Source organism: Streptomyces sp. AC627_RSS907, assembly GCF_019049165.1.
The window spans coordinates 73,855-98,839 of sequence record NZ_JAGMUE010000034.1; the positions used below are offsets into that span (position 1 = coordinate 73,855).

A 24,985-nucleotide genomic window follows, 5' to 3' on the forward strand; every position below is an offset into this window, starting at 1 on the left:
GGTGTCCCCGTGACCGCCGCCGTCATGCCGGCCGACCGGCCCGTCGCGGCTCCCGCCCCTCAGCGATCGGCCTCCGGCCGAGCCGGCTCCCCGTCCCCGTCCCCCGCCGCGTCCTCGTCCGGGTCCGTGTCGATGTCCGTGTCGAGGTCCTCGTCCAGGTCTCCGAGGTCGACGTCCACGTCGACGTCCACGGCCGGATCGTCGACGTCATCGATGTCGTCGTCGAACTCGTCGTCGAACACCGCGCTGACGTCGAAGCGACAGACCACCCGTTGCGGCTCGACCTGCTCGAACGGGGCCTCCAGCCACTCGCCGGGGTCGGCGGGCTCGTCCGCGGCCGTCACCCAGAGCGTGGAGTCCCCCTCCTCCAGACCGAACTCCTTGTGCCGGGAGGCGATCTCGTCCGCCTCGAACTCGCCGAACAGGATGCCGAGCGCCCCGTGGACCGTGCCGGAGGCGTCCGCTCCCCGCCCTTCGCCGTCCGCGGCCTCGAGCCGCCGGGCCTGGGCCATCAGCCGCTGCGGCTCGGCCACGGCGTAGTCGCGGCGGATCAGGACGCTCAGCGCGTTCGGCTCCTCCGGGCCCGTGTACGGCGGCAGTGTGTCCTCCGCACCGGGAATCTCGAAGGGGGTGACCTCGTCATAGCGGTCGTACAACAGTTCGTCGTACGCCTCCGCGGCCGCGGCCAACTGGTTGAACGCCTCGTAGACGGCCGGGTCGTCCTCCCCCGACCTGTGTTCGACCGCGGCCAGGTGGCGGTCGAGGGCTGTCTTGACCGCCTCGGCGGCGGCGCGTACCTCGGCAGCGGTGGGCTGCGCAGCATCAGACATAGTGCAGACGCTATCCGTACCGGGCCCCAGCCCGCACAATAGATTCGATGCCGGAATACGAATTTGTCGACGTGTACCTGCCGCGCGGGGTCACCCGCAAGGAGACGACGCGTCTGCTGACGGACCACGCCGAGTACGGACACTGGGAGTTGTACCGCCTGACCCTGATGCGCGACGGCAGCCGCAAGGTGCGGCTGAGGCGGCGGATCATCCGCCAGGTACGCGCCACCTGGTGAGCCGGTGACCGGGCTCCACCGGGTGAGGGCGACGGAGACGGAGCGGGCCCCGCCGGTGCGGGGCCCGCTGCGCGTATCACTCCGACCGTGTCACACCGAGGCGCGCGCCTTGCGGTAGAGCACCGTGCCGGCGAGCAGGGCCCCCGCGCCCACCGGCAGGGCGACGCCCAGGGGCAGGCCGCTGCCGGTCTCGGCGAGCTGGGCGGTGCCGCGGGGCTGGGTGACGGTCTGGACGTCCGGCTGGTTGACGTGCGAGGAGTCGTCCGGCGTCTCGCCGTCCGGGCCGGGCGGGGTGCCCGGGACGTCGGGGCTGTCCGGGTTCCCGGGGGTCCCGGGCTCCTGGGGCGGTGTCTCCTGGTCGTCGCCGGGCGGGGTGGAGTGATCCCCTCCGCCCTCGTTGGCGCAGTCGTTCCCGGTGGTCGGGTTGAGAGCGCCCACGACGTCGATGCTGTTGCCGCACACGTTCACCGGCACGTGGACCGGTACCTCGACGTGGTTGCCGGAGCCGACGCCGGGCGACCCGGTGGCGTGCCCGCCGGCGTGCGAGCCCCCGTGCGCGCCCTCCTGGTTTCCGGACCCCCCGTGGTTTCCGGACTCCCCGTGGCTTCCGGAGTCGCCGTGGCCGCCGGACGGACCGTCGTCCTGGTTGGCGCACGCGTTGCCCATCGCCGGGTTGAGGATGCCGACGACGTCGACGGTGTTGCCGCAGACGTTCACGGGCACGTGCACCGGCGCCTGCACCGTGTTGCCGGACAGCACGCCGGGCGAATCCGAACTCGAGCCGTACGTCCCCGAGTCCGCGTGGGCGGCGCCGCCCACGGCGGCGAACACGCCCGTGGCCGCCGCCATCGTCATCAGGCCCTTGCGGGTGACCTGTCGCATTTCCTGAATCCCTGCCTTGCCCTGGTCCCGTAGTACCGGGAATCCCGAGTACGGAGAGTCCCTGGTACCGGGAATGCCGAGAATTCCGAGTTGCCGTCGTTCCCCGTCCGGAGGTCCCTCAAAGGCCCGTCGGCCCCGGAGCGCATGGCGCGCGCTCCGGGGCCGGCGGACTCAGACCCTCATGGGGCGGGGCACAACGTCACTTGTTGACGCAGACGTTGCCGAAAGCGGGGTTCAGCAGGCCGATCACGGAGATCGTGTTGCCGCAGGCGTTCACCGGGACGTGAACGGGCACCTGGACGACGTTGCCGGAAAGGACGCCGGGCGAGTGCACGGCGGCACCCTGGGCACCGGCGTCGGCGGCGGCCATGCCCGCACCCGCGAGAACCAGACCACCGGTGGCTGCCGCGACGGCGACGACCTTCTTGAGCATTATTCCTCCTAGTTGGCAAAAGCGATCCCAGGTTGCTGATCGCACAACTTGTAACGAGGAGGGAGTAATGAGGCTACGAGCTTATGAGCGTATTCATCCGTCCAGGTTGCCTCCCGTACACGCGGCCGAATACCGCTGAGCGGTGAAGTCGTGTGTCGGCGAGCCGAGTTCGGCGGACCGAGTTCGGCGGGCCGGTTCAGGACGCGTCGATGAAACGGTCGAGCACCCGCACGCCGAACCGCAGCCCCTCCACCGGCACTCGCTCGTCCACGCCATGGAACATGCCCGCGAAGTCCAGCTCCGGCGGCAGCTTGAGCGGCGCGAAACCGAAGCCCCGGATGCCGAGGTCGTCGAAGGACTTGGCGTCCGTGCCGCCGGAGAGCATGTAGGGGATCGCCTTCGCGGCCGGGTCCTCCGCCACCAGCGCGGACTGCATCGCGTCCACGAGGGCTCCGTCGAACGTGGTCTCGACGGCCTTGTCGGAGTGGACGTCCTCGCGCCGCACCTTCGGCCCGAGGATCCGGTCGAGGTCGGCGAGGAACTCCTCCTCGTGTCCGGGCAGGAACCGCCCGTCGACGTGCGCGGTCGCCTCGCCCGGGATGACGTTGACCTTGTAACCCGCGCCCAGCTGCGTGGGATTGGCGGTGTTGCTCAGGGTCGCGCCGATGAGCTTGGCGATGCCGCCGAGCTTGGCGAGGGTGCCCTCCATGTTCTCCGGGTCGAGCTCGGTCCCGAGGGCGTCGCCCAGTTCGTCGAGGAAGGCCCGGGTCGTCTTGGTGACGCGGACGGGGAACGTGTGGCGGCCGAGGCGCGCGACGGCCTCCGACAGTTCGGTGATGGCGTTGTCGCGGTGGATCATCGACCCGTGCCCGGCCGTACCGGCCACGGTCAGCTTCATCCAGTGCATGCCCTTCTCGGCCGTCTGGATCAGGTAGAGGCGGCGCTGCTCGCTCACGGTGAAGGAGAAGCCCCCCACCTCACTAATGGCCTCCGTGACGCCCTCGAAGAGGCCGGGGTGGTGGTCGACCAGGTGGCGCGCGCCGTACGTCCCGCCGGCCTCCTCGTCCGCGAGGAACGCCAGCACGATGTCCCGCGGCGGCTTGCGCCCGCTGCGCAGCCGGTCGCGGACGACCGCGAGGGTCATCGCGTCCATGTCCTTCATGTCGACCGCGCCGCGCCCCCACACGCACCCGTCCGCGACCTCGCCGGAGAACGGGTGGTGGGTCCAGTCGTCCGCGTTGGCGGGGACGACGTCGGTGTGCCCGTGGATGAGCAGCGCGGGCCGGGACGGGTCCTCGCCCTCGATCCGGGCCACTGTGGAGGCGCGCCCGGGGTGGGACTCGAAGATCTGCGGCTCGAGTCCCACCTCGGCGAGCTTCTCGGCGACGTACTCGGCCGCCTTGCGCTCGCCCGGACCCGAGTGGTCGCCGTAGTTGCTGGTGTCGATCCGGATCAGCTCGCGGCAGAGGTCGACGACCTCATCCTCGCCGGTGACGTTCCCGGCCGTGCCCGACTCGCTCACGTGCTTCCTCCCGCTGTCACTGCTGATGTCACTGCTGATGTCACTGCTGGTGGGTCCCCCACATCCTCCCCCTCCGGCCGTCCGCGCCCAAGGAGGGGTGATCGGCCACCCCGGAAAGCCTGGTAATGTTTACGTCGTCGCCGCGGGGAACACCCCGCACGACAGACACCTTGTCCGGGTGGCGGAATGGCAGACGCGCTAGCTTGAGGTGCTAGTGCCCTTTATCGGGCGTGGGGGTTCAAGTCCCCCCTCGGACACCAGATGAGACCCCTGCTGAGCAGGGGTCTTCTGTTTTCCGGAACAAGGCCGGCAGCGGGCACAATGGCCCCCATGACCACGCGTTCCTGCCCGTGCGGGCTGCCCGAGGCGTACGAGAAGTGCTGCGGCCGTTTCCACTCGGGGGCCGCCGCCGCGCCGACCGCCGAGGCGCTGATGCGCTCGCGGTACAGCGCCTTCGTGAAGGGGGACGCGGGGTACCTGCTGCGGACGTGGCACCCGAGGACGCGGCCGGAGCGTCTCGACCTGGACCCGGGGATGCGGTGGACCGGGCTGGAGATCCTGGACACGGCCGGCGGATCCGCCTTCCACACCACCGGCACCGTGACGTTCCGGGCGTCCTACCGGGGCGGCTCGCTGCACGAGCGGAGCGGGTTCGAGCGGGTCGACGGGGCGTGGGTGTACGTCGACGGGGAGTTCCTGGCGTAGCGCCGCCGGACAGGCCGCTACGGGGCCAGGACGTCCAGTTCCTGCAGCGCGCCCACCGTGATCTCCCGGGTCAGCCGCTCGGCGCGTTCGGCGTCGCGGGCGCGGACCGCCTCGGCCACCTGGACGTGCAGGGTGACGGCGGCCGGGTCGGGGTCCTCGAACATCACGTCGTGGTGGGTACGGCCGGCCAGCACCTCGGCGACGACGCCGCCGAGGCGGGCGAACATCTCGTTGCCGGAGGCGGTCAGGATGACGCGGTGGAATGCCACGTCGTGGAAGAGGTACCCCTCCAGCTGGTGACCGCGCGAGTTGGCGACCATGCCGAGCGCGCACTCGGTCAGCTCGGCGCACTGCTCCGGCGTGGCGAGCCTCGCCGCGAGCCCCGCGGCCACCGGTTCGACCGCCGAGCGCAGCACGGTCAGGGAGCGCAGTTGCCGCGGGCGTTCGGAACCGGCCAGGCGCCAGCGGATGACCTGGGGGTCGTAGACGTTCCACTCGCACTCGGGCAGGACGGTCACGCCCACGCGGCGGCGCGACTCGACCAGGTGCATGGACTCCAGCACCCGGACCGCCTCGCGCATCACGGAGCGCGACACCTCGAAACGCTGTGCCATCTCGTCCGTACGCAGGACGCTGCCGGCGGGGTACTCACCCGCTGTGATCGCGGGGCCGAGGGTGTCCAGTACGCGGCCGTGCAGCCCCCGGCCCGGTGTGCTCATGCACTCAGCGTACGGGGCGGATCACGGGAAGAAAAAGTCAGACTTATACATCACACTCTCTTGAATTCGTCGTACCTAATAGGTTTCAGTTGCGTCGACATCACGTGTCGACGAAGACAGCGAGAGTGCGATGCAGCAACTGCACACCCCCCAGGTCGTCGTGGTCATGGGCGTGGCGGGCACCGGGAAGACCACCATCGGTCCCCTGCTCGCGGCCCGGCTCGGCGTTCCCTACGCCGAGGGCGACGACTTCCACCCGCCGGCCAACATCGCCAAGATGACGGCCGGCACCCCGCTCACCGATGAGGACCGCTGGCCGTGGCTGGACGCCATCGGCGGCTGGGCGCACGGGCGGGCGGGGCTCGGCGGGGTGGTGAGCAGCTCCGCGCTGAAGCGGTCGTACCGCGACCGGCTGCGGGCCGCCGCTCCCGGCGTCGTCTTCGTGCATCTCACGGGAAGCCGCGAGCTGATCGAGGACCGGATGTCGCACCGTCAGGGGCACTTCATGCCGACGGCACTGCTCGACTCCCAGTTCGCCACGCTCCAGCCGCTGGAGCCGGACGAGGCGGGGGTCGCGGTGGACGTCGCCGGCAGCCCCGAGGAGATCACCGAACGGGCGGTGCGAGCCCTGAAGGCCCTTCCCGAACCGGCTCAGTGACCCGGGTGCCCGCAGCCCGCAAGCCGTAGTCCGTATCCCCCACGACCTCCCCCGGGTCCGTGCCACCCCGCAGGGTGCGCACGGTCCCGTCTCCCCCGAATCCCCATCACCGCAAGGGAACCACCGTGACCAGACTCAGCGTCGAGATGCTGGCAGCGGACACCGTCGAGCCCATCACCTCGGCCGGCCACGCCCAGCTGGGCATCGCCGTGCTCCTGGGCATCGCCGTCATCGTCCTGCTCATCACCAAGTTCAAGCTGCATGCCTTCCTGTCGCTGACCATCGGGTCACTGGCGCTCGGCGCGTTCGCCGGGGCGCCGCTGGACAAGGTCATCACCAGCTTCACCTCCGGGCTCGGCTCCACCGTGGCGGGCGTCGGCGTCCTGATCGCCCTCGGCGCGATCCTCGGCAAGATGCTCGCCGACTCGGGCGGCGCCGACCAGATCGTGGACACCATCCTCGCCAGGGCGAGTGTCCGGTCGATGCCGTGGGCGATGGTGCTGATCGCCTCGGTCGTCGGCCTGCCGCTGTTCTTCGAGGTCGGCATCGTCCTGCTGATCCCGGTCGTCCTGATGGTCGCCAAGCGCGGCAACTACTCGCTGATGCGGATCGGTGTCCCGGCGCTGGCCGGTCTGTCCGTGATGCACGGTCTGGTCCCGCCGCACCCCGGCCCGCTGGTCGCGATCGACGCGGTCGACGCCAACCTCGGCGTGACGCTGGCGCTGGGTGTCCTGATCGCCATCCCGACGGTGATCATCGCCGGTCCGGTGTTCTCCAGGTTCGCCGCGCGCTGGGTGGACGTCCCGGCTCCGGACCGCATGATCCCGCAGCGTGCCTCCGAGCAGCTGGACAAGCGCCCCAGCTTCGGCGCCACCCTCGCCACGATCCTGCTGCCGGTCGTGCTGATGCTCGCCAAGGCGCTCGTCGACATCATCGTGGACGACCCCGACCATCTGGTGCAGCGCACCTTCGACGTGATCGGCAACCCGCTGATCGCCCTGCTCGCCGCCGTGATCCTCGGCATCTTCACGCTGCTGCGGCCCGCCGGGTTCGGCAAGGACCGCGTGTCCGGCCTGGTCGAGAAGGGCCTCGCGCCCATCGCGGGCATCCTGCTGATCGTCGGCGCGGGCGGCGGCTTCAAGCAGACGCTCATCGACTCCGGCGTGGGCCAGATGGTCCTGGAGATCTCCAAGGACTGGTCGATCCCGGCGCTGCTGCTGGCCTGGCTGATCGCGGTGGCGATCCGGCTGGCGACCGGTTCGGCGACGGTGGCGACCGTCTCGGCGGCCGGTCTGGTCGCCCCGCTCGCGGCGGACATGTCGACGACCCACGCCGCCCTGCTGGTCCTCGCCATCGGCGCCGGCTCGCTGTTCTTCAGCCATGTCAACGACGCCGGCTTCTGGCTGGTGAAGGAGTACTTCGGGCTGAACGTCGGCCAGACCGTCAAGACCTGGTCCCTGATGGAGACGATCATCTCGGTGGTCGCGGGAGCTCTGGTCCTGCTCCTGTCCCTGGTCATATAGAGGTACGGGGAGAGAGCGGCCCGGCCCGCCCTCTCCCCGCGGAGGTCGAGGACGCGTGCGGGACCGCTCCCCGGCCGCCGTCCTCCCTTTCCCCCCGCCGCCGTCCTCCCTTCCACCCGGCCGCCGCCCTCCGCCCACCCGGACGCGGCACTCACCCCGGCACCCCGGACCCACCGCGACCGGAGTCGGCCCCCACGCATCCGTGACCCGGCCGACGACCGAGGTACGCAGCGTGCCGGTTCTGGCGCTGGTCCTCGCCGTGAGCGCCGCCCGCCGCCTCGGTCTCGGTCTCGGTCTCGGTCTCGGTTACGAGAGCGGGCGCACACCTGCCCCGCGGCGGCGGTGACCGGACGGCCGCTGCTTGGATGGGCGGTATGAGCGCTGCTGACGAGATCCTCGACATCGTCGACGAGAACGACCGCGTGGTCGGGCAGGCCCGGCGGGGCGACGTGTACGCCCGGGGACTGCGCCACCGCTGTGTGTTCGTGCGGGCCCGGGACGCCCGGGGACGCGTCTTCGTCCACCGCCGCACGGCGACGAAGCTGGTGTTCCCCTCCCTGTACGACATGTTCGTCGGCGGAGTGGTGGGCGCGGGCGAATCCTACGACGACGCGGCACTGCGGGAGGCGGAGGAGGAACTGGGCGTGCGGGGGCTGCCCCGCCCGGAGCACCTCTTCACGTTCCTGTACGACGACGGCGCCGGGCGGAGCTGGTGGTCGGCGGTGTACGAGGTGCGGTGCGAGGGGCCTGTCGCTCCGCAGGCGGAGGAGGTGGCGTGGCACGCCTTCCTCACAGAGGCGGAGGTGGAACGACGGCTCGGTGAGTGGGAGTGGGTGCCGGACGGGCTGGCGGCGTACGCGCGGCTGCGGGCACGGCGGGGGTGAGCCCGTGCGCCTCACGGGCCCCCACCCGGCGGCCGTGGACGGTCGCAGGCGCCGTCGGTCACCACCCGGCGGCCGTGGACGGTCGCAGGCGCCGTCGGTCACCACCCGCCCGATAGGGTCCCCAAGTGATCGAATTCGTTCGGAACGCCCGGCTCTGGTTCGCCCCGGAGGAGGTCCGGCGGGAGGGCGGTACCCCCGACTACCGGTTCTCGCTCGCCAACGAGCGGACCTTCCTGGCCTGGCTGCGCACTGCCCTGGCCCTGATCGGCGGCGGGTTCGCCGTGGACCAGTTCCTGCCCGGCCTGGGCTGGGGCTGGCGGGTGGGGCTCGCGCTCGCGCTGCTCGCCGCCGGTGCGCTGTGCGCGCTGCGCGCGGTGAACCACTGGGTGCGCTGCGAGCGGGCCATGCGGCGCGGCGAGGATCTCCCCGTCTCCCGCTTCCCGGCCCTGCTCGGCCTGGTCGTGGCCGTGGTCGCCGTGGCCATGGTGGTCGTGGTCCTCGTCGGCTGGGAGGGCTGAGCGCGTGCGCGCGGACACCGACGCCGGCGCCGCGGACCGCGACCCCGGGCTCCAGCCCGAGCGCACCCGGCTGGCCTGGCGCCGCACGACCCTGTCGGCCACCGTCGTCACCGTGCTCGCCGCCAGGACCGCCCTGCAGGCCGGCGCGAGGCCCGTCCCGGTCGTCGCCGCCGCCCTGTGCTGCGCCCTGTGGCTGTGCGTCCAGTACCTCGCCGACCGCCGCATCCGCGCCCTGGCCTCGGTGAGCAGACCGCGGCCGCTGGCTCCGCCGTACGCCACGGCGGCGGCCCTGTGCACCGTGGCGTTGGCGGTGTGCGGCGCGGTCCTGATCCTCTAGGCGCCGCCGCGCCTCCTCCGGCCGCCGCCGCGCGGGGTGTACTCCTCCGCGTCCCACCGGGTGGCGCCGGGGTCCTCCGGACAGCGAAAGGTTCCGCTAGGCTCCGCGCCCCTCACGGTCCACCGTCACCACGATCTTCCCGCGCGTGCGCCCCTCCTGGCTCCGCCGGTGCGCGTCCGCCGCCCGTTCCAGGGGGAACGTCTCCGACACGTGCACGGTCACGACCTCCTGTTCCACCAGCTCGGTCAGCCGCAGCAGATCCTCGGCGTCGGGGCGCACGAAGCAGTAGAGACCCCCGTAGCCGACGACGTCGCCGTCGGTGATCGACACCAGGCGGCCCCCGGGAGCCAGCAGGTTCGCCGACGTCTTCAGCGTCTCGCCGCCGACCGTGTCGAACACCGCGTCCACGCCTTCGGGCGCCAGCCCCCGCACCCGCTCGGCCAGCCCCTCCCCGTACCTCAGCGGTTCCCCGCCCAGCCCCCGCACGTAGTCGTGGTTGCCCTCGCTCGCCGTACCGATGACCCGCGCCCCCAGGTGCCGCCCCAGCTGGACGGCGACCGAGCCGACCCCGCCCGCGGCGGCGTGCACGAGGACGGTCTCGCCCCGCTTCACCCGCAACGCCTTCACCAGGACCTGGTAGGCGGTCAGCCCGGTCAGCGGCAGCCCGGCCGCCTCCTCGAAGGAGAGGTTGCGCGGCTTGCGGGCGAGGGTGCGGACGGGCGCCGCCACGTACTCGGCGAAGGTCCCCCTGGAGAGGAAGTCCTCGCGGACGTAGCCGACGACCTCGTCCCCCGCGGCGAACTCCGTGACGGCGGCCCCGGGCCGTACCACGACCCCCGCCACGTCCCACCCGGGGACGACGGGGAAGACCGGCTGGAGGATCGCGTCGAGATGACCGTCGCGGCACTTCCAGTCGACGGGATTGACGGCGGCGGCCCGCACCTCCACCAGCACCGAGTCGGGCCCGACCCGCGGATCCGGGACCTCTCCGTACTCCAGCACCTCGGGGCCGCCGTACTGCGCGTAGCTGATCGCCTTCATGGCACCGACCCTCCGGGGTACCCGGACGTCACGCAAGCCGAATCCCCGGAGATGCACCGTCGAGGTGAGCGCCATGACCACCCTGCACCAGGAGCACGCCACCCACGCACACGCGCACGGCCCCGGCTGCGGGCACACCGAGGTGCCCCACGGCGACCACGTCGACTACGCGCACGACGGGCACCTGCACCGCGCGCACGGCGGCCACTGGGACGAGTGCGAGCCCGCCGGGCACACCGCCCACGAGAGCCACGAGCACCGCCACGGCGCGGACTGCGGGCACGCGCGCGTGCCCCACGGCGACCACGTCGACTACCTCCACGACGGCCACCGGCACGCCGCGCACGACGGCCACTGGGACGACCACTGACCGACGACCACTGACCGACGGCGACACGCTCCCGGCGGCTCCCGCGCCCCGCGCAGGGAGCCGTCGGCCTATCGTGGGCCCGATCACGTTCCGTCCTCCCTCTGGACGGCATACCGACCGGTCGGCATCATGAGTCGGGTATGGTCCACCTGCCAGAGGAGCGACGATGAGCCCCGACCACCCGCCCGGACTCGATCTCGACCGGTTGCGCGGCCTGCTCGACCGCGAGCGGCCCGGCCTGGTGAACGGCCCGCTGTCCGGTCGGCTGATCGAGGGCGGACGCTCCAACCTCACCTACGCGCTCGACGACGGCACGTCGAAGTGGGTGGTCCGTCGCCCTCCGCTCGGCCACGTCCTGGCCACCGCGCACGACATGAAGCGCGAGCACCGGGTGATCAGCGCTCTCCACCCGACGGACGTACCGGTGCCGCGGCCGGTCCTCCTCTGCGAGGACGAGGACGTCCTCAGAGCGCCGTTCTACGTCATGGAGTTCGTCGAGGGCACTCCGTACCGCACCGCCGAGCAGCTCGCCCCGCTCGGTCCGGAGCGCACCAGGGCCGCCGTGCTGAACCTGGTCGACACGCTCGTCGAGCTGCACGCGGTGGACCCCGGCGAGGTGGGCCTCGCCGGCTTCGGCCGTCCCGAGGGCTTCCTGGACCGCCAGCTCCGGCGCTGGGCCAAGCAGCTGGACGCCTCCCGCAACCGCGACCTGGCCGGCATCGACGAGCTGCACGCCACGCTCGGCCGGGAGCTGCCGGTCTCCCCGGCCCCGACCGTCGTGCACGGCGACTACCGCCTCGACAACGTCCTGATCGGCGGCGCCGACGACGAGATCAGGGCGGTCCTCGACTGGGAGATGTCCACCCTGGGCGACCCCCTCACCGACCTCGGCCTGCTGGTGATGTACAGCCGGCCGCTGGCCGTGCCCGACTCCCCCGTCTCCACCACGGCCGAGGCCCCGGGCCACCCCGCCCCCTCCGAGCTCGTCGAGCGGTACGCCGCGCGCTCGGGACGCGACGTGTCCTCGGTCGCCTGGTACACGGCGTTCGCCTGGTTCAAACTCGCCGTGATCCTGGAGGGCATCCACTACCGCTACACGCTGGGCCGGACGGTCGGCCGCGGCTTCGACCGCATCGGCGAACTCGTCCCCGTCTTCATCGAGCACGGCCTGACCACCCTTCAGGAGGGCTGACCCGCCATGGACTTCGCGTTCGACGCACGCACCGAGGAACTCCGCGCCAAGCTGCTCGCCTTCATGGACGAGTACGTCTACCCCGCCGAGCAGGTCGCCCACGAGCAGCGCGCCCGGCTCGCCTCCCCCTGGGACACCCCCCAGGTGGTGGAGGACCTGAAGGCCGAGGCCCGCCGCCAGGGCCTGTGGAACCTCTTCCTCCCCGACGCCGTGTACGGTGCGGGCCTCACCAACCTCCAGTACGCGCCGCTCGCCGAGATCACCGGCCGCAGCCCGCACCTGGCACCCACCGCGACGAACTGCGCGGCGCCGGACACGGGGAACATGGAGGTGCTGGCCCAGTTCGCCGACGAGCGGCAGAAGAAGCAGTGGCTCGAACCCCTGCTCGCCGGGGAGATCCGCTCGGCGTTCGCGATGACCGAGCCGGACGTGGCCTCCTCGGACGCCACGAACATCACCACGCGCATCGAGCGAGCCTCCGACGGCACGGACGAGTACGTCATCACCGGCCGCAAGTGGTACATCTCCGGGGCGATGAACCCGGACTGCAGGATCTTCATCGTGATGGGCAAGACCGACCCGGAGGGCGACGACATCCGCCGCCAGCAGTCGATGGTGCTGGTCCCGCGCGACACGCCCGGGGTGAGCGTCGACCGGGCCATGCAGGTCTTCGGCTACGAGGACCACTACCACGGTGGCCACGCCGAGGTGACCTTCGACCACGCGCGCGTGCCGGTGTCGAACCTGATCGGCGAGGAGGGCGGCGGCTTCGCCATCGCCCAGGCCCGACTGGGTCCGGGCCGCATCCACCACTGCATGCGGCTGATCGGCATGGCCGAGCGGGCGATCGAGCTGATGTGCAGGCGGGCGGTGTCGCGCACGGCCTTCGGCAAGGAGCTGGCCCAGCAGGGCGTCGTCCACAACTGGATCGCGGACGCGCGGGTCACCGTCGAGCAGTTGCGGCTGCTGGTGCTGAAGACCGCCTGGCTGATGGACACCGTCGGCAACCGGGGCGCCCACACCGAGATCCAGGCCATCAAGATCGCCACGCCCCGCGCGGTGGTCGACATCATCGACCGGGCGATCCAGCTGCACGGCGCGGGGGGTGTGAGCCAGGACTTCCCGCTGGCCGAGCTCTACGCGGGCGCCCGGACGCTGATGATCGCCGACGGTCCGGACGAGGTCCACCAGCGCTCGCTGGCGCGCCGGGAGATCAAGAAGTACCTCTGAGGCTCCGCGGCGAGGCGGTGCCCCACCCGGTGGGGGCGGTGCGGGAACCCCGTACCGCCCCCACCGGGTGTCGTCTCACGGGCGCAGGGATCGCAGCAGCAGGTCGGCCAGGTGGTCGGCGACTTCCTGCGGGCTGAGCGGGCCGTCGGGGCGGTACCAGGTGGACAGGTGGTGGACGGAGCCGAAGTGGTAGTCGACCACCAGGTCGGCCGGTGCCTCCTTGGTGAAGACGCCGGCCCGCTGGCCCTCCTCGATGAGCGCGCGGAAGCGCTCGTGGTAGCGCCGGCGCTCGGCGCGCACCTGCTTGTTCTTCTCGGGGCTCAGCTGGTGCATGGAGCGGAAGAAGATCGACGCGTCGTCGAGGTTCTCGATCGTCGTGACGACGACGTCGGCCGCCGCGTCCCGGACCCGCTTCTCGACGGGCTCGTCGGAGTCCGCGAAGGCGTCCAGGCGTTCCTGCTGGAGGCGCAGCACGCGCGCGTACACCTCGTGCAGGAGGTCGTCCTTGGAGCCGAAGTAGTGGTACAGCGCCCCCTTGGTGACGCCGGCCGCCTCCACGATCTCCTGTACCGAGGTGCGGTCGTAGCCCTGCTCGGCGAAGAGCCGGGTGGCGGCGGCCAGGAGCCGCTGCGGCACCGGAGTGCCGTCCCCGTCCGTGGTCCTGGGCACTGCCGTCACCTGCCTTTCCGTTTCACTGTCCGTTCTGGTGCGTGCGGGAACGCACGTCCCGACGGAGGATCTTCCCACCCGCCGTCCCCGGCGCGTCGGGCAGGACCTCCACCTGGCGCGGGTGCTCACGTTGTGCGGCGTGGAAAGCCCGTGTCGGGGGCGCCGGCCGGCGGGCCGGGCCTCGGCCGCGTACCGGGAGCCGGTCACCGCGCCGTCGACTCCTCCCACTGGCGCTGGAGGCGGTTCATGCCGTGCAGCCACCGGTCCGGCTCGGCGGCGCGCGCCTGGTAGTACGCGGCGACCTCGGGGTGCGGCAGGATCAGGAAGCGGTCCTCCTCGATGCCCTTGAAGAGGGCGTCCGCCACGTCCTGCGGCTCGATCGCGGTGGGCCGGAGCACCAGGTCGCCGGCGCTGCCGCTCGCGGTGAGCATGTCGGTGCGCACCCCCTGCGGGCAGATGGCGTGCACCTTGATCCCGCGGTGGCGGTACGTCAGGGAAAGCCACTCGGCGAAGGCGTAGGCACCGTGCTTGGTGACGCTGTAGGGCGCGGCGCCGATCATGGTGAGCAGGCCGGCGGCGGAGACGGTGGAGACGAAACGGCCGCTGCCGCGCTCCAGCCAGTCGGGGATCAGTTCGTGGGCCGCGCGGACGTGTGCCATGACGTTGACGTCCCAGGCCAGCGCCCAGACGGCCTCGTCCGCCGCCTCGGAACCGCCGGAGCCCACGCCCGCGTTGGCGCAGTACACGTCGACCCTGCCGCCCAGCGCCTCCCGGGCCTCGGCGACGACCACGGAGGCGTCGCCGGGGACCGCGATGCCGCCGATCTCGTCGGCGACGGCCTTCGCCCGGGCGGCGTCCAGGTCGTTGACGACGACGCGCGCGCCCCCGGCGGCGAAGCGGCGGGCCAGGGCGGCGCCGATGCCGCCTCCCGCCCCGGTGACGACGACTCCGGCATCCTGAACGGCTTCCACCATCGGTCTCCTTCACACGGCTGCGACACCCACGCGGCGGCAGCGCCGCAGCGCCAGACTAACCAGTCGGTATGTGCGGCGGAAGGGGTGAAACGCGGTTCGCGTCGTTCCGCGCGGCCCGGGACGCGGGTTAGCGTGCGTGCGCATGACACCCGCCGCGATCACGGAGGTCACCGCATGACGCTGTCCAGACGGACCCTGTTCGCCACCACGGCCGCGGTCGCGGCCGGCACCACGGCCGCCGCGGGCACCGCGCAGGCGGCGCCCGCGGGCCACGGCGGCCGTGGGCTGCGCACCGGCTTCGAGCGCCTGGCCGACGACGGTTACGCCCCGCTCGACGGGCAGCGGGTCGGCATCGTCACCAATCCGACCGGCATCACCCGGGACGTACGCCACATCGTCGACGTCATGCACGCCGACGACCGCGTGGACCTGACCGCCGTCTTCGGCCCCGAGCACGGCTTCCGCGGCACCGCGCAGGCGGGCGGCTCCGAGGGCCGCCACGACGACCCCGCGACCGGGCTGCCGGTCTACGACACGTACCTGAAGAGCGGACAGCCGCTCGCGGACATCTTCACGGCGTCCGGGGTGGACACCGTCGTCTTCGACATCCAGGACGTGGGCGCGCGCTTCTACACGTACATCTGGACACTGTTCGACTGCATGGAGGCGGCGCGGCTCGCGGGCAAGCGGTTCGTGGTCCTGGACCGGCCGAACCCGGTGACCGGGCGGGCGGCGCTGGGCCCCGTCCTGCACGAGGAGTTCGCGTCCTTCGTCGGACGGCGGCCGATCGCGCAGGCGCACGGCATGACGGTCGCCGAGCTGGCGCGGCTCTTCAACGGCGAGTTCCTGCCGTCCCCGGTCCCGCTGGAGACGGTGACGATGACGGGCTGGAGGCGCTCGGACTTCCACGACGCCTCGGGGCTGCCCTGGGTGCCGCCGAGCCCGAACATGCCGACGCCCGAATGCGCGCTGGTGTACTCGGGGACGTGTCTGTTCGAGGGCACGAACCTCTCGGAGGGGCGCGGCACGACCCGCCCCTTCGAACTGCTGGGGGCCGAGGGCGTCGACGGGAGCTGGGCCGCCGCCGTGAACGGCCTCGGCCTGCCCGGCGTGCGCTTCAGGGAGGCGTACTTCGCGCCCACCTTCTCCAAGTTCCAGGGGAAGACCGTGGGCGGCGTGCAGCTCCACGTGCACGACCGGGCGGCCTTCGACCCGGTGCGCACCGGCATCGCTCTCCTGGTGACCGCCAGGCGGAGCTGGGACGGCTTCGCCTGGCGGCCGGACCACTGGATCGACCGGCTCACCGGCTCCACGCGGGTGCGCACGATGATCGACGCGGGCGCGGACACCGACGAGGTGGTGGGCGCCTGGCAGCGGGAACTGGCGGCGTTCCGCAGGACGCGCCGCCAGTACCTGCTCTATCGCTGACCGGGTGCCGGCCGGTCACCTGTGGGACGTGAACTCCACGACCTGCTGGTAGGTCGGCCGGTTCTGCCAGCCGATGCCGCCGTGCCTGATGCCGCCGAGGGTGCGGTGGATCACCGAGTCGGCACACCACTGGTCGCCCGCCGCGCAGTTGTCGTCACCGGGATAGACCTGGGCGGCCGTCCGGCCCGCCGCCTCCTTCAGGGTGGCGACCAGGGTGTCCCGGCAGCCGGCGAGGTCGCCGCCACCGCAGTACGCGCGCGCGAGCGGCCCCTTGACGGGTTCGCCGAGCACGGCCCGGATGTCCTTGTCGACATAGCTCCACCAGCCGTACTGGAAGGCGCTGCCGGCGTGCGCGCCGGTCGGGCCGTGGGCGGCGGACGGGGACTCGTCGACGGGCAGGTTACGGGTGAAGGCGGTGTACAGGTCGCTGCCGAGGCCGGGTTCGAACTCGGCCCTCACCAGCAGCGGCCACCAGGCGTCCAGGGTGCGGATCGCGTCGGCGTGGGCGTACTTCTTCGAGCCGGCGGAGGTCTCCGTGCGCAGGCCGCCCGCCGCCCGCCACGCCCTGAGCCGGTCCACGGCCGTCCTCACCGCGGGGTCGGTGACCGGCGCGGAGTCGATCACCTTCAGCAGGTCCGGCAGTACGTCCTCGGCGCGCAGGTCGGCGAGGCCCGCCTCGGCCATCGCCTTCACCAGCGCGGCCCGGGTGACGCCGCCGTCGGCGACCAGCTTCTTCACGCGGTCGTCGAGCAGGTTGCCGCGGTGCACGGAGCCGTTGCCCCAGGGGGCGGTGGTGTAGTCCCTGGCCTGTTTGTTGTTCCAGGAGACGTAGTAGTCCTGGTCCAGTGACCGCGGGTGGGCCGCCGCGGGGGTGTACCGGGCCGTGTTGGCGGCCGGGTCCCAGTCCCGCCACTCGTACGCCGGCCGGGCCCGGACCGGGAAGTCGGCGTCGACGCCGCTCGCCCGCACCGGGTTGTCGCCGCTGTTGTAGTACGCGGTGCGCCGGGAGTCGGCGTAGAACCAGTTGAAGGTGTAGTTGATGTGCTGCACCGCGCTCTGGAAGCGCTCGGGGCCGTTCAGGTACTCCGGGTCGTTCAGCATCTGGAAGCCGATGATCGAGTCGGCCTCGTGCATGAACGACGAGCGCAGGGAGGTGTAGGCGACCTTCTTGCCGTCCACCGTGGCGCGGTACTCGACCGGGCCGTACTTCGTGCGCCAGACCCGCATCGTGTAGGAGCCGGCCTTCGTGCCGTCGGCGACCGTCGGCTTCCAGGCGTTCTTCCGTTCGACCTTCTCCATCGGCGTGCAGGTGCCGCGGTGGAGGTAGTGGTAGTCGTCCTGGCACAGCTCGACGGCGTAGGTGTCGATGATGTCCTGGCCCGACGTGGTCGCGCTCCACGCGTAGTCCTGGCCGCGGCCGAGTTCGACGTACATGCTCAGGCCCGCGAAGGAGGCGCCGCGGGCGCTGATGCCGGGGCCCTGGATCTCCTGGAGCATGAGGAGCTGGGGTGCGAAGTAGCCCGTCTGCGGACCGAAGACGGCGATCGGGTGGCCGCTCGCGGTGTGCTCGCCGCTCACCACGAGGGCGTTCGACATGCCGCGCCGGGCCGAGGTGACGGCCGCGTCGGCGGCGGTGGCGGAGGCGCCGGTCGCGCTCGGTGCGGCGGCGCTGCCCGTACGGTCGTGCACCAGGGGCTCCGCCACCACCGAGCCGGCGTCGGGCAGGGCGCGGCCCTGCGGGTCGTCGGGCTTCCCCAGGTACGGGAAGCTGCCGTCCTGCTGGGTGAGGACGGCCTCGGGGTCGTTGCGCTGGCGGAAGGACTCCCAGACCCTCGTGCCCTCGGCCACGCCGTACTTCTCCTGGGCGGCGAGCAGCGACAGCGCGTTGTTGACCTCGCCGCCGCCCCCGGCGCCGAAGAGGGAGCCGATGACGGAGGCCAGCGCGATCAGGTCGGTGCGCTTGAAGTGCTCGATGGTGCCGGCGTTGGTGATGGCGTCCTTGTGGCCGGTCAGGACGTACTCGCCGGGGAAGTACCGGCCCTTGTCGGAGGCGTCGATGTAGGCGTTGACGCCGGCCACGTAGGCGTCCACGTCGGCCAGGGCCAGTTTCCCGCGCTCACCGGCCTTGGCGGCGGCGCTCTCGATCTGCGCCTCGAGTTCGGCTTCGGTGTAGGGGGCGCTGCGCCAGAACTGCTGCTCCAGGCCCTGGTTCGCGGGGGCGCCGCCGGCGAAGGGGGTCAACTGGCCGCGCCCGACGTGCCGGAAGAGGTCCATCAGCCACAGCCGGTCCTGTGCGGCCGCGTATCCGGCGCCGAACTCGGTGCCGTAGCGGGTGGTGCCGGTGATGTGCGGCACACCGGTCTTCTTGTCGCGGACGATGGTCACGTCGTCGCGGCCGGCGGGGCGGACGGTGGAGGCGACCTGGTCGGCGGGGACGCCGAAGGAGGCGTCGTTGAAGAAGGTGTCGACCTCGTCGTCGGTGAGGCCCGGGTAGCCGGTGGCGAGCTTCGCGTAGGGGCCGAGCTGGTCCTCGGCGTGGGCGGGCTGGGTGCCGAAGGCCTGGTTGAGGAGGATCTGGGCGAGGGTGGCGTTGCCGTTCTGGCCGGGCGGCAGGATGTCGGAACACTGGCCGCCGCAGTGGTCGTTCGCCGCTGCTTTCGCGGTCGTGCCGGTGTCGATGACGGCATCGGCGGCGATCGCCGGGGAAAGCGGGGACAAAAGACCGGCGATGAGGGCGCATACGGATGCGCCCTTCAGGAACCCGTGGAAGCCGCGGGGAGTTCTCAGTGTGTCGAGGGCGTTGCGTGGGGTGCGCCGTGGCATGGCAGCTCCTCCCGACGGGGGTGGGCCGGACGTTACCGCCGGTATCCCCGAGTTGGAAGATGAACACGCGTCACTTTTCGGAACGGGTGGATCGGCTGATGAGGGCGTCGGAGATCGGATGGAGCCGAATCGCGTGTCGATACGTCTATTCGGCGACGTCCCTACGACGACGCCGAAGTGACCGAAGTACAGGTGCAGGTGTGACGGAGGTGCAGGGCGATGGCCGGTTTCCGGAGTCTGGCGAGACAGGTCCGCGATCCACGGTGCGACCTGGCGCTACGGCGCTATTCGCTGCGCAAGTGCCTTGAGCGGTTCGCCCCTTACGGGCACAGGGCGACCTGGGACCATCTGTGTTCCCGGGCCGGATTCGGCCTCGAGGACCGCTCCCCCGACCCGGCGCGGCTCGTGGCCGCACTGGAGGAGCTGGAGGAGGCGCGTTCGGTGTGGCTGGCCTACGAGGCCGGGTTCGCCGAGCGGCGCAGGAAGGAGAAGCACGACGGGCTGCGCAGGCCGGGCAGTGTGGACGACTGGCACCGGCTGACCTGGGGCGGTTTCGGTGTCGCCTGGTGCGACGACCCCCGGGTGCACCCCGACGGGCCCTTGGCGGAGGTGCTGCGCCGGCTGATCTCCGCCCTGGAGCGCGAACCGGGGTCGGCGTGCCCGGTGTGCGACGGGGAGCGCCTCGTCTGGAAGTACGACCTCGACCACGAACCGTCGACGGGGCCCGTCTGCACGGACTGCGGGATACTCGTCCCCCGGCCCGTCCTCACCGCCGACGCGCTGGCGGAGGCCAGGCGGGGGCGACGACTGCTGATGTCGGCGTAGCCGACCCGCGGGGGTGTGCCGGAGGATGCCGCACCCCCGACGGGCCGTGCGGGGCCGCGGCCGACCGGTGCGGCGTGGCGACCGGCACCATGGGGGTGGCGCAGGTCTCCACGGCGATCGCGTCATGGCCGCGCACCGCCCGCTCGGCCGGATCCCCCCGCCCGGTGCGGGGTGCGGGAGGGTCGGAGCAGGCCCCCGCCGGCCCGCGGCCGGGCACCGCGCCGGTCAGCCGCAGCACTCCGTCTCCCGCTCAGGGGCGCGACTCGCGCGCTTGTCGCGGGTGTTGGCCTCGCGGCGGCGCTCCACCAGCAGGCGCGAGCCGGCACGGCGCTCACCGAAGGCGTCGTCGGGGTTGGACAGGACGCAGCTGTCCAGGGAGAGGCATCCGCAGCCGATGCAGTCGGTGAGGTGATCGCGCAGCCGGTTGAGCTGCTTGATGCGTTCGTCCAGCTCGGACCGCCAGGACTCGGACAGCCGGGCCCAGTCGTCCCGCGTGGGCGTGCGCTCCTCGGGCAGTTCGGCGAGCGCCTCGCGGATCGTGGCCAGCGGGATGCCGACCCGTTGGGCTGCGCGGACGAAGGCGACCCGGCGCAGCGTGTCACGGCTGAAGCGACGCTGGTTGCCGGAGGTGCGGCGGCTGCTGATCAGGCCCTTGGACTCGTAGAAATGCAGGGCGGAGACGGCGGCACCGCTGCGCGCGGCGAGCTGGCCGACCGTGAGCTCGTGGATCTTCTCGGGAATCTGAGGCACCCCTCGAAGCCTACCTACCGCGTCACCCGCCCGGTCCGTTGACACGGGCCTTGCCGACGACCATGCTAAGCAGTCGCTTAGACTTCGACGCGGGAGGCCGGGACATGGCAGAGCCGAGGATCTTCACATCCGCCGACGACATGAAGGCGGCGGTGGGCGAGCCGCTGGGACACACCGACTGGCTGGACGTCGACCAGAAGCGGATCGACCTGTTCGCGGAGGCCACCGGCGACCACCAGTGGATCCACGTGGACCCGGAGAAGGCCGCGGCGGGTCCGTTCGGGACCACCATCGCGCACGGCTACCTGACCCTGTCGCTGCTTCCGCTCTTCGGACCGCAGCTGATCCGGGTCGAGGGCGTGAAGATGGGCGTCAACTACGGCACCAACAAGGTGCGCTTCCCCTCCCCCGTCCCGGTCGGCTCGCGACTGCGCGCCACGGCGACGATCACCGGCGTCGAGGACGTCGAGGGAGGGATCCAGGTGACGGTCGCCTTCACCGTGGAGCGCGAGGGCGGCGACAAGCCGGTGTGCGTCGCCGAGTCCGTCTCGCGCTACTACCTCTGAGCGGCGCCGGGCGCCTCCGCTCCCACCATCCGCAGGACGAGGTCGGCGTAGAGCGCGCCGACCTCGTCGGGCGTCCGGGGGCCGTTCACGTTGAACCAGCGGGCCACGTCGATGCAGAGCGACAGCACGGCGAGGGTCGTACCGCGCACGTCGGGCACGTCGAACTCGCCCGAGGCCACACCCTCCTCGATGATCCCGCGCACCTCGGCGTCGACCTGCCGGCGCAGCGCGAGGATCTCGTCGCGGGCCTCGGGGCCGAGCGCGTCGAGCTCGTACTGCACCACGCGTGCGGTGGTGCGCCGCCCCGCGTGCCAGCGCACGAAGGAACTCACGGCGTCGGCGAGGCGCTCGGTGGCACCGCCCTCCCCCTGGGACGCCGTCCGCAGGATGGCGAGCGCCCGGTCGTGGCCGATGCGGCTGATGCGGTGGAGCAGCTCTTCCTTGGTCTTGTAGTGGATGTAGAGCGCGGCCGGGCTCATGCCGGCCCGCCCGGCGATGTCGCGGGTCGTGGTCGCGTGGTACCCGCGCTCGGCGAAGGCCTCCACGGCGGCGACCAGGAGTCGCCGGGCCGCGTCGGGGGTGACCTCTTCCCACGGCTCGATGTCGCCGCCCGCCGTCTCGGCCGCCGTACTCATCGCTTGTTCGCCCCTCTCGGTGACAGGAGCACCACCATACCCGCCGACGCTGAGCGGTCGCTTAGGGCAGCCGCCACACGGACGGATCAGCCCAGCTTCTCGAAGGGGTCGTGCTCGGCGAGGAGCTTCTCCAGCCGGGCCTGGTCGACGCGGCTCACGATCTGCCCGGCCTCCTGACGGTCCCGGATGATCTTGGCCAGCGTGAAGGCCGAGGTGACGAGGTACAGGACGGCGATGGCCAGGAAGGCGCGCACCCAGGCGTCGGCCTGGAGGTTGTAGATGCCGATGGCGGTGGCGGTCATCGCCACCGCGAACGAGGCCACGGCCTGCCCGTAGAAGGCCGCCGTGCTCTGCTGCTTGACCGGTGTGTCACTCATGGGGACAAGGGTCGGCGGATGTGGCCGGGGCCACATCCGCCCGGGTACTCAGTTCGGGTACTCAGTCCAGGCACCAGCTCGGGCACTCGGTTCGGGCACTCAGAAGGCCGAGACCCCGGTCAGCGCGCGCCCGATGACCAGCTTCTGGATCTGACTGGTGCCCTCGTAGAGGGTCATCACGCGGGCGTCCCGCAGCAGCTTTCCGGCCGGATACTCGTCGATGTAGCCGTAGCCGCCGAAGACCTGGAGGGCGTTGTTGGCGGCGCGGACGGCGGCCTCCGAGGCGAAGAGCTTGGCCTTGGAGGACTCGACGGTGAAGGGCCGGCCGCGGTCGATCAGGTCGGCGACCCGCCAGGTCAGCAGCCGGGCCGCGTCCACGTCGAGGGCGATGTCGCTGATCAGTTCCTGCACCAGCTGGTGGTGGGCGATGGTCTTCCCGAACTGCTCGCGCTCGCCCGCGTACCGCACGGCCGCGTCCAGGGCGGCCTGGGCTATGCCGACGCAGCCGGCCGCGACCGACATCCGCCCCTTGGCCAGGGCGGACATGGCGACCGAGAAGCCCTTGCCCTCGGGGGCCAGCATCGCGGAGCCGGGGACGCGGACGTCCTCCAGGACCAGTTCGGCGGTGGCCTGGCCGCGCAGCCCGAGCTTGCCGTGGATGGTGCGGCGGGTCAGGCCCGGGGTGTCGGCCGGGACGAGGAAGGCGGAGACGCCCTTGTGGCCGGGGGCGTCCGTGGAGCGTGCGAAGAGCAGCACCACGTCGGCCCAGGTGCCGTTGGTGATGAACGTCTTGGTGCCGTTGATGACGTAGTCGTCGCCGTCGCGGACCGCGCGGGTGGTCAGGTTCCCGGCGTCCGACCCCGTGCCGGGCTCGGTCAGGCCGAAGCAGCCGACGTACTCGCCGGAGGTGAGCCCCGGCAGCCAGCGCCGCTTCTGCTCCTCGTCCCCCCAGGCGGCGATGGTCTTGGCGACCAGGCCGAGGGAGACGGAGACGATGCCGCGCACGGAGCTGTCGCCGCGGCCCAGCTCCTCCGTCACCAGGCAGTACGCGAGGTGGTCGCCACCGCAACCGCCGTACTCCTCGTCGACGGTCAGGCCGAGGAAGCCGACCTCGCCGAGTTTCTTCACGATGGACCGGTCCACCTCCTCGGCGCGGTCCCAGTCCACGACGTGGGGGGCGATCTCACGCTCCACGAAGTCCCGGGCGAGCCGCCGTACGGCGCTCTGCTCCTCGCTGAGCTCCAGATTCATGCCGAGTCACCCCACAGAAGACGGTCGGGAAAGGAAGAGAGGAAGGAAGGAGGGAAGGAGGGAAGGAGGGAAGGAGGGAAGGAGGGAAGGAGGGCGGGAAGGGAGGGAGGCAGGGAGGACGGAAGGTCCGGAACGGCGGACCTTGAAAGCCGGACCTTTAAATTAGCACTGCTAGTTTAGGTCCGCAGCCCTACTATGTGCGCCATGGCCCGACCGCGCAAGCCCCTGCTCAGCACCGACCGGATCATCGAGACGGCCCGCGCGCTGGTGGACGCGGAGGGCCTCGCGGCCGTCTCCACGCGCCGGCTCGCCGCGGAACTGGGTGTCAGCGGGCCCTCGCTCTACAACCACTTCCGCACCAAGGACGAGATCCTTGAGGCGGTCGCCGACTCGGTGAGCGCGCAGGTCGACCTGTCGATGTTCGAGGACGGCCGGGACTGGCGGACCGCACTGCACGACTGGGCCGTCTCCTACCGGGCGGCGCTGCGCGACCACCCCAACATCGTCCCGGTCCTGGCCCACGGTCCCGGCCGCCGCCCGGCCGCGCTGCACCTGGCCGACGCCGTCTACGGCGCGATGGTCGCGGCGGGCTGGCCCCCGGCCCAGGCCACGTCCATCGGCGCGCTGATGCGGTACTTCATCATGGGCTCGGCGCTCGGTTCCTTCGCCGCGGGCTTCGTGGACGACGCCGGCGCCTACGACCCCGCCGACTACCCGCACCTGCAGCAGGCCCACCTCCTCGCCGAGCAGCAGGAGAAGATCGACGAGCGGGCCTTCGAGACCGGCCTCGCGGCGCTGCTCGACGGGCTGGCGCAGCAGTACGAGCAGGTGACGGAGAGCGCCTGAGGACACTTCGGCGCCCGCCGAACCGTGACTCCCGCATCCTGGGAGGCATGACCGACAAGGACGCCGAGGCGCCCGGGCTGGCACGGCTGGCCGGGCTGATCGCGGACGAGACCAGAGCCGCGTGTCTGCTGGCGCTGCTCGACGGGCGGGCGTGGACCGCCGGTGAGCTGGCCCGGCACGCGGGGGTCGCCGCGTCGACGCTCAGCGAGCACCTGAGCAAGCTCGTCGCGGGCGGCCTCCTCGCCGAGGAGCGCCAGGGGCGGCACCGGTACGTGCGCCTGGCGGACGAACGGGTCGCGCAGTTGGTGGAGGACCTGGCCGCCCAGGTGGCGCCGACGGCGGCGGCACGGCGTCCGCGCACGCTGCGGGCGTCGGGCGCCGGGGCCGCGATGGCCCGGGGGCGCACCTGCTACGACCACCTCGCCGGGCGGCTCGGCATCACGGTCACCGACGCGCTGACCGGGCGCGGACTGCTGCGCCAGGACACCGGCTTCGCGCTCACGGACGCGGGGCTCGGATGGTTCGTCACCGCCGGCATTCCGCTGGAGCCCACCGGTCGCCGGCCGCTGGCCAGGGCCTGCCTCGACTGGACCGAACGCCGCCCCCACCTCGCGGGCGTCGCGGGCGCGGCCCTGTGCCGGCACGCCCTGGACACGGGCTGGTGCGTGCGCATCGGCTCGGAACGGGCGGTGAAGGTGACACCGGCGGGCGAGGACGCGCTGTCCGAACTGCTGGGCATCGACCCGGTGGTGCTGCGCTGA

General features: G+C 71.9%; 28 protein-coding genes and 1 tRNA gene. 16 read left to right on the forward strand and 13 right to left on the reverse strand.

Annotated elements, in window-relative coordinates; genetic code table 11:
* Nucleotides 1–59: 59 nt before the first annotated feature.
* On the reverse strand, nt 60–830 hold the full coding sequence (locus KUM32_RS09965) for a hypothetical protein (protein WP_217141465.1): 771 nt from the start codon (nt 828–830) through the stop codon (nt 60–62).
* 47 nt (nt 831–877) lie between these two features.
* Between KUM32_RS09965 and KUM32_RS09970 the strand changes: the two genes are divergently transcribed.
* Nucleotides 878–1,066, forward strand: coding sequence for a DUF5703 family protein (locus KUM32_RS09970; protein WP_217141466.1), 189 nt, complete (start codon nt 878–880; stop codon nt 1,064–1,066).
* 90 nt (nt 1,067–1,156) lie between these two features.
* On the opposite strand, the gene KUM32_RS09975 is transcribed toward KUM32_RS09970, so the two are convergent.
* The 3 genes from KUM32_RS09975 to KUM32_RS09985 form a co-directional block, all read right to left on the reverse strand.
* The gene (locus KUM32_RS09975; protein ID WP_217141467.1) at nt 1,157–1,948 is read right to left on the reverse strand and encodes a chaplin; all 792 of its coding nucleotides are present in this window, start codon (nt 1,946–1,948) and stop codon (nt 1,157–1,159) included.
* Between the two features lie 199 nt (nt 1,949–2,147).
* Nucleotides 2,148–2,381 (reverse strand): chaplin ChpH, encoded by a 234-nt coding sequence (gene chpH, locus KUM32_RS09980; RefSeq protein WP_217141468.1) that lies wholly within the window; start codon nt 2,379–2,381, stop codon nt 2,148–2,150.
* 196 nt (nt 2,382–2,577) lie between these two features.
* A complete protein-coding gene (locus tag KUM32_RS09985; protein WP_217141469.1) occupies nt 2,578–3,903 on the reverse strand; it encodes a M20/M25/M40 family metallo-hydrolase in 1,326 nt (441 codons plus the stop codon).
* 172 nt (nt 3,904–4,075) lie between these two features.
* Here KUM32_RS09985 and KUM32_RS09990 point away from each other — a divergent pair.
* Nucleotides 4,076–4,163, forward strand: a tRNA-Leu gene (locus KUM32_RS09990).
* 70 nt (nt 4,164–4,233) lie between these two features.
* Nucleotides 4,234–4,608 carry a YchJ family protein gene (locus tag KUM32_RS09995; RefSeq protein WP_217141470.1) on the forward strand — a complete coding sequence of 125 codons (375 nt, stop codon included), beginning with the start codon at nt 4,234–4,236 and terminating at the stop codon, nt 4,606–4,608.
* Between the two features lie 17 nt (nt 4,609–4,625).
* On the opposite strand, the gene KUM32_RS10000 is transcribed toward KUM32_RS09995, so the two are convergent.
* Entirely contained in the window at nt 4,626–5,327 is a 702-nt protein-coding gene (locus KUM32_RS10000; protein WP_217141471.1) for a FadR/GntR family transcriptional regulator, read from the reverse strand.
* A 130-nt stretch (nt 5,328–5,457) separates the two neighbouring features.
* Between KUM32_RS10000 and KUM32_RS10005 the strand changes: the two genes are divergently transcribed.
* The 5 genes from KUM32_RS10005 to KUM32_RS10025 all read left to right on the forward strand — a co-directional run bounded on the left by KUM32_RS10005 (nt 5,458) and on the right by KUM32_RS10025 (nt 9,247).
* On the forward strand, nt 5,458–5,985 hold the full coding sequence (locus tag KUM32_RS10005; protein ID WP_217141472.1) for a gluconokinase: 528 nt from the start codon (nt 5,458–5,460) through the stop codon (nt 5,983–5,985).
* 125 nt (nt 5,986–6,110) lie between these two features.
* Complete coding sequence (locus KUM32_RS10010) at nt 6,111–7,508, forward strand: GntP family permease (RefSeq protein WP_217141473.1); 1,398 nt, start codon at nt 6,111–6,113, stop codon at nt 7,506–7,508.
* A 374-nt stretch (nt 7,509–7,882) separates the two neighbouring features.
* Nucleotides 7,883–8,392 (forward strand): NUDIX hydrolase, encoded by a 510-nt coding sequence (locus KUM32_RS10015; protein ID WP_217141474.1) that lies wholly within the window; start codon nt 7,883–7,885, stop codon nt 8,390–8,392.
* 125 nt (nt 8,393–8,517) lie between these two features.
* Entirely contained in the window at nt 8,518–8,910 is a 393-nt protein-coding gene (locus KUM32_RS10020) for a DUF202 domain-containing protein (protein ID WP_217141475.1), read from the forward strand.
* 4 nt (nt 8,911–8,914) lie between these two features.
* The gene (locus tag KUM32_RS10025; RefSeq protein WP_217141476.1) at nt 8,915–9,247 is read left to right on the forward strand and encodes a DUF202 domain-containing protein; all 333 of its coding nucleotides are present in this window, start codon (nt 8,915–8,917) and stop codon (nt 9,245–9,247) included.
* A 96-nt stretch (nt 9,248–9,343) separates the two neighbouring features.
* Here the strand turns inward: KUM32_RS10025 and KUM32_RS10030 are convergent, their stop codons facing one another.
* Complete coding sequence (locus tag KUM32_RS10030) at nt 9,344–10,288, reverse strand: NADP-dependent oxidoreductase (RefSeq protein ID WP_217141477.1); 945 nt, start codon at nt 10,286–10,288, stop codon at nt 9,344–9,346.
* A 73-nt stretch (nt 10,289–10,361) separates the two neighbouring features.
* On the opposite strand from KUM32_RS10030, the gene KUM32_RS10035 reads away from it, so the two are divergent.
* The 3 genes from KUM32_RS10035 (at nt 10,362) to KUM32_RS10045 (ending at nt 13,080) form a co-directional block, all read left to right on the forward strand.
* Entirely contained in the window at nt 10,362–10,658 is a 297-nt protein-coding gene (locus KUM32_RS10035; RefSeq protein ID WP_217141478.1) for a hypothetical protein, read from the forward strand.
* Between the two features lie 166 nt (nt 10,659–10,824).
* Nucleotides 10,825–11,850, forward strand: a complete 1,026-nt coding sequence (locus KUM32_RS10040; protein ID WP_217141479.1) for a phosphotransferase family protein — start codon at nt 10,825–10,827, stop codon at nt 11,848–11,850.
* Nucleotides 11,851–11,856: 6 nt separating this feature from the next.
* Nucleotides 11,857–13,080: an acyl-CoA dehydrogenase family protein gene (locus tag KUM32_RS10045; protein WP_217141480.1), complete on the forward strand. Its 1,224-nt coding sequence runs from the start codon at nt 11,857–11,859 to the stop codon at nt 13,078–13,080.
* Nucleotides 13,081–13,155: 75 nt separating this feature from the next.
* Here KUM32_RS10045 and KUM32_RS10050 read toward each other — a convergent pair whose 3' ends face one another.
* Together KUM32_RS10050 and KUM32_RS10055 are read right to left on the reverse strand one after the other, a co-directional pair.
* Nucleotides 13,156–13,749 (reverse strand): TetR/AcrR family transcriptional regulator, encoded by a 594-nt coding sequence (locus KUM32_RS10050; RefSeq protein WP_217141481.1) that lies wholly within the window; start codon nt 13,747–13,749, stop codon nt 13,156–13,158.
* Between the two features lie 203 nt (nt 13,750–13,952).
* The gene (locus tag KUM32_RS10055; RefSeq protein ID WP_217141482.1) at nt 13,953–14,723 is read right to left on the reverse strand and encodes an SDR family oxidoreductase; all 771 of its coding nucleotides are present in this window, start codon (nt 14,721–14,723) and stop codon (nt 13,953–13,955) included.
* 174 nt (nt 14,724–14,897) lie between these two features.
* On the opposite strand from KUM32_RS10055, the gene KUM32_RS10060 reads away from it, so the two are divergent.
* Nucleotides 14,898–16,151, forward strand: coding sequence for an exo-beta-N-acetylmuramidase NamZ domain-containing protein (locus tag KUM32_RS10060; RefSeq protein ID WP_217141483.1), 1,254 nt, complete (start codon nt 14,898–14,900; stop codon nt 16,149–16,151).
* Between the two features lie 15 nt (nt 16,152–16,166).
* Here KUM32_RS10060 and KUM32_RS10065 read toward each other — a convergent pair whose 3' ends face one another.
* Nucleotides 16,167–18,974 carry a penicillin acylase family protein gene (locus KUM32_RS10065; RefSeq protein ID WP_217141484.1) on the reverse strand — a complete coding sequence of 936 codons (2,808 nt, stop codon included), beginning with the start codon at nt 18,972–18,974 and terminating at the stop codon, nt 16,167–16,169.
* 219 nt (nt 18,975–19,193) lie between these two features.
* Here KUM32_RS10065 and KUM32_RS10070 point away from each other — a divergent pair, with 219 nt between their 5' ends.
* A complete protein-coding gene (locus tag KUM32_RS10070) occupies nt 19,194–19,799 on the forward strand; it encodes a hypothetical protein (RefSeq protein WP_217141485.1) in 606 nt (201 codons plus the stop codon).
* A gap of 225 nt (nt 19,800–20,024) precedes the next feature.
* Here KUM32_RS10070 and soxR read toward each other — a convergent pair whose 3' ends face one another.
* The gene (gene soxR, locus KUM32_RS10075; RefSeq protein WP_217141486.1) at nt 20,025–20,549 is read right to left on the reverse strand and encodes a redox-sensitive transcriptional activator SoxR; all 525 of its coding nucleotides are present in this window, start codon (nt 20,547–20,549) and stop codon (nt 20,025–20,027) included.
* A 104-nt stretch (nt 20,550–20,653) separates the two neighbouring features.
* Here soxR and KUM32_RS10080 point away from each other — a divergent pair, with 104 nt between their 5' ends.
* Nucleotides 20,654–21,115, forward strand: coding sequence for a MaoC family dehydratase (locus KUM32_RS10080; RefSeq protein WP_217141487.1), 462 nt, complete (start codon nt 20,654–20,656; stop codon nt 21,113–21,115).
* Here KUM32_RS10080 and KUM32_RS10085 read toward each other — a convergent pair.
* From KUM32_RS10085 to KUM32_RS10095, 3 genes are all read right to left on the reverse strand, one after another.
* Nucleotides 21,106–21,750, reverse strand: coding sequence for a TetR/AcrR family transcriptional regulator (locus KUM32_RS10085; protein WP_217141488.1), 645 nt, complete (start codon nt 21,748–21,750; stop codon nt 21,106–21,108). The two genes, KUM32_RS10080 and KUM32_RS10085, sit on opposite strands and share 10 nt — an antisense overlap.
* An 86-nt stretch (nt 21,751–21,836) precedes the next feature.
* On the reverse strand, nt 21,837–22,127 hold the full coding sequence (locus tag KUM32_RS10090) for a YiaA/YiaB family inner membrane protein (RefSeq protein WP_217141489.1): 291 nt from the start codon (nt 22,125–22,127) through the stop codon (nt 21,837–21,839).
* A 99-nt stretch (nt 22,128–22,226) separates the two neighbouring features.
* Nucleotides 22,227–23,378 (reverse strand): acyl-CoA dehydrogenase family protein, encoded by a 1,152-nt coding sequence (locus KUM32_RS10095; RefSeq protein ID WP_217141490.1) that lies wholly within the window; start codon nt 23,376–23,378, stop codon nt 22,227–22,229.
* Nucleotides 23,379–23,582: 204 nt separating this feature from the next.
* Here KUM32_RS10095 and KUM32_RS10100 point away from each other — a divergent pair, with 204 nt between their 5' ends.
* Both KUM32_RS10100 and KUM32_RS10105 read left to right on the forward strand, forming a co-directional pair.
* Nucleotides 23,583–24,224 (forward strand): TetR/AcrR family transcriptional regulator, encoded by a 642-nt coding sequence (locus KUM32_RS10100; RefSeq protein ID WP_217141491.1) that lies wholly within the window; start codon nt 23,583–23,585, stop codon nt 24,222–24,224.
* Between the two features lie 47 nt (nt 24,225–24,271).
* Nucleotides 24,272–24,985 carry a helix-turn-helix transcriptional regulator gene (locus tag KUM32_RS10105; RefSeq protein ID WP_217141492.1) on the forward strand — a complete coding sequence of 238 codons (714 nt, stop codon included), beginning with the start codon at nt 24,272–24,274 and terminating at the stop codon, nt 24,983–24,985.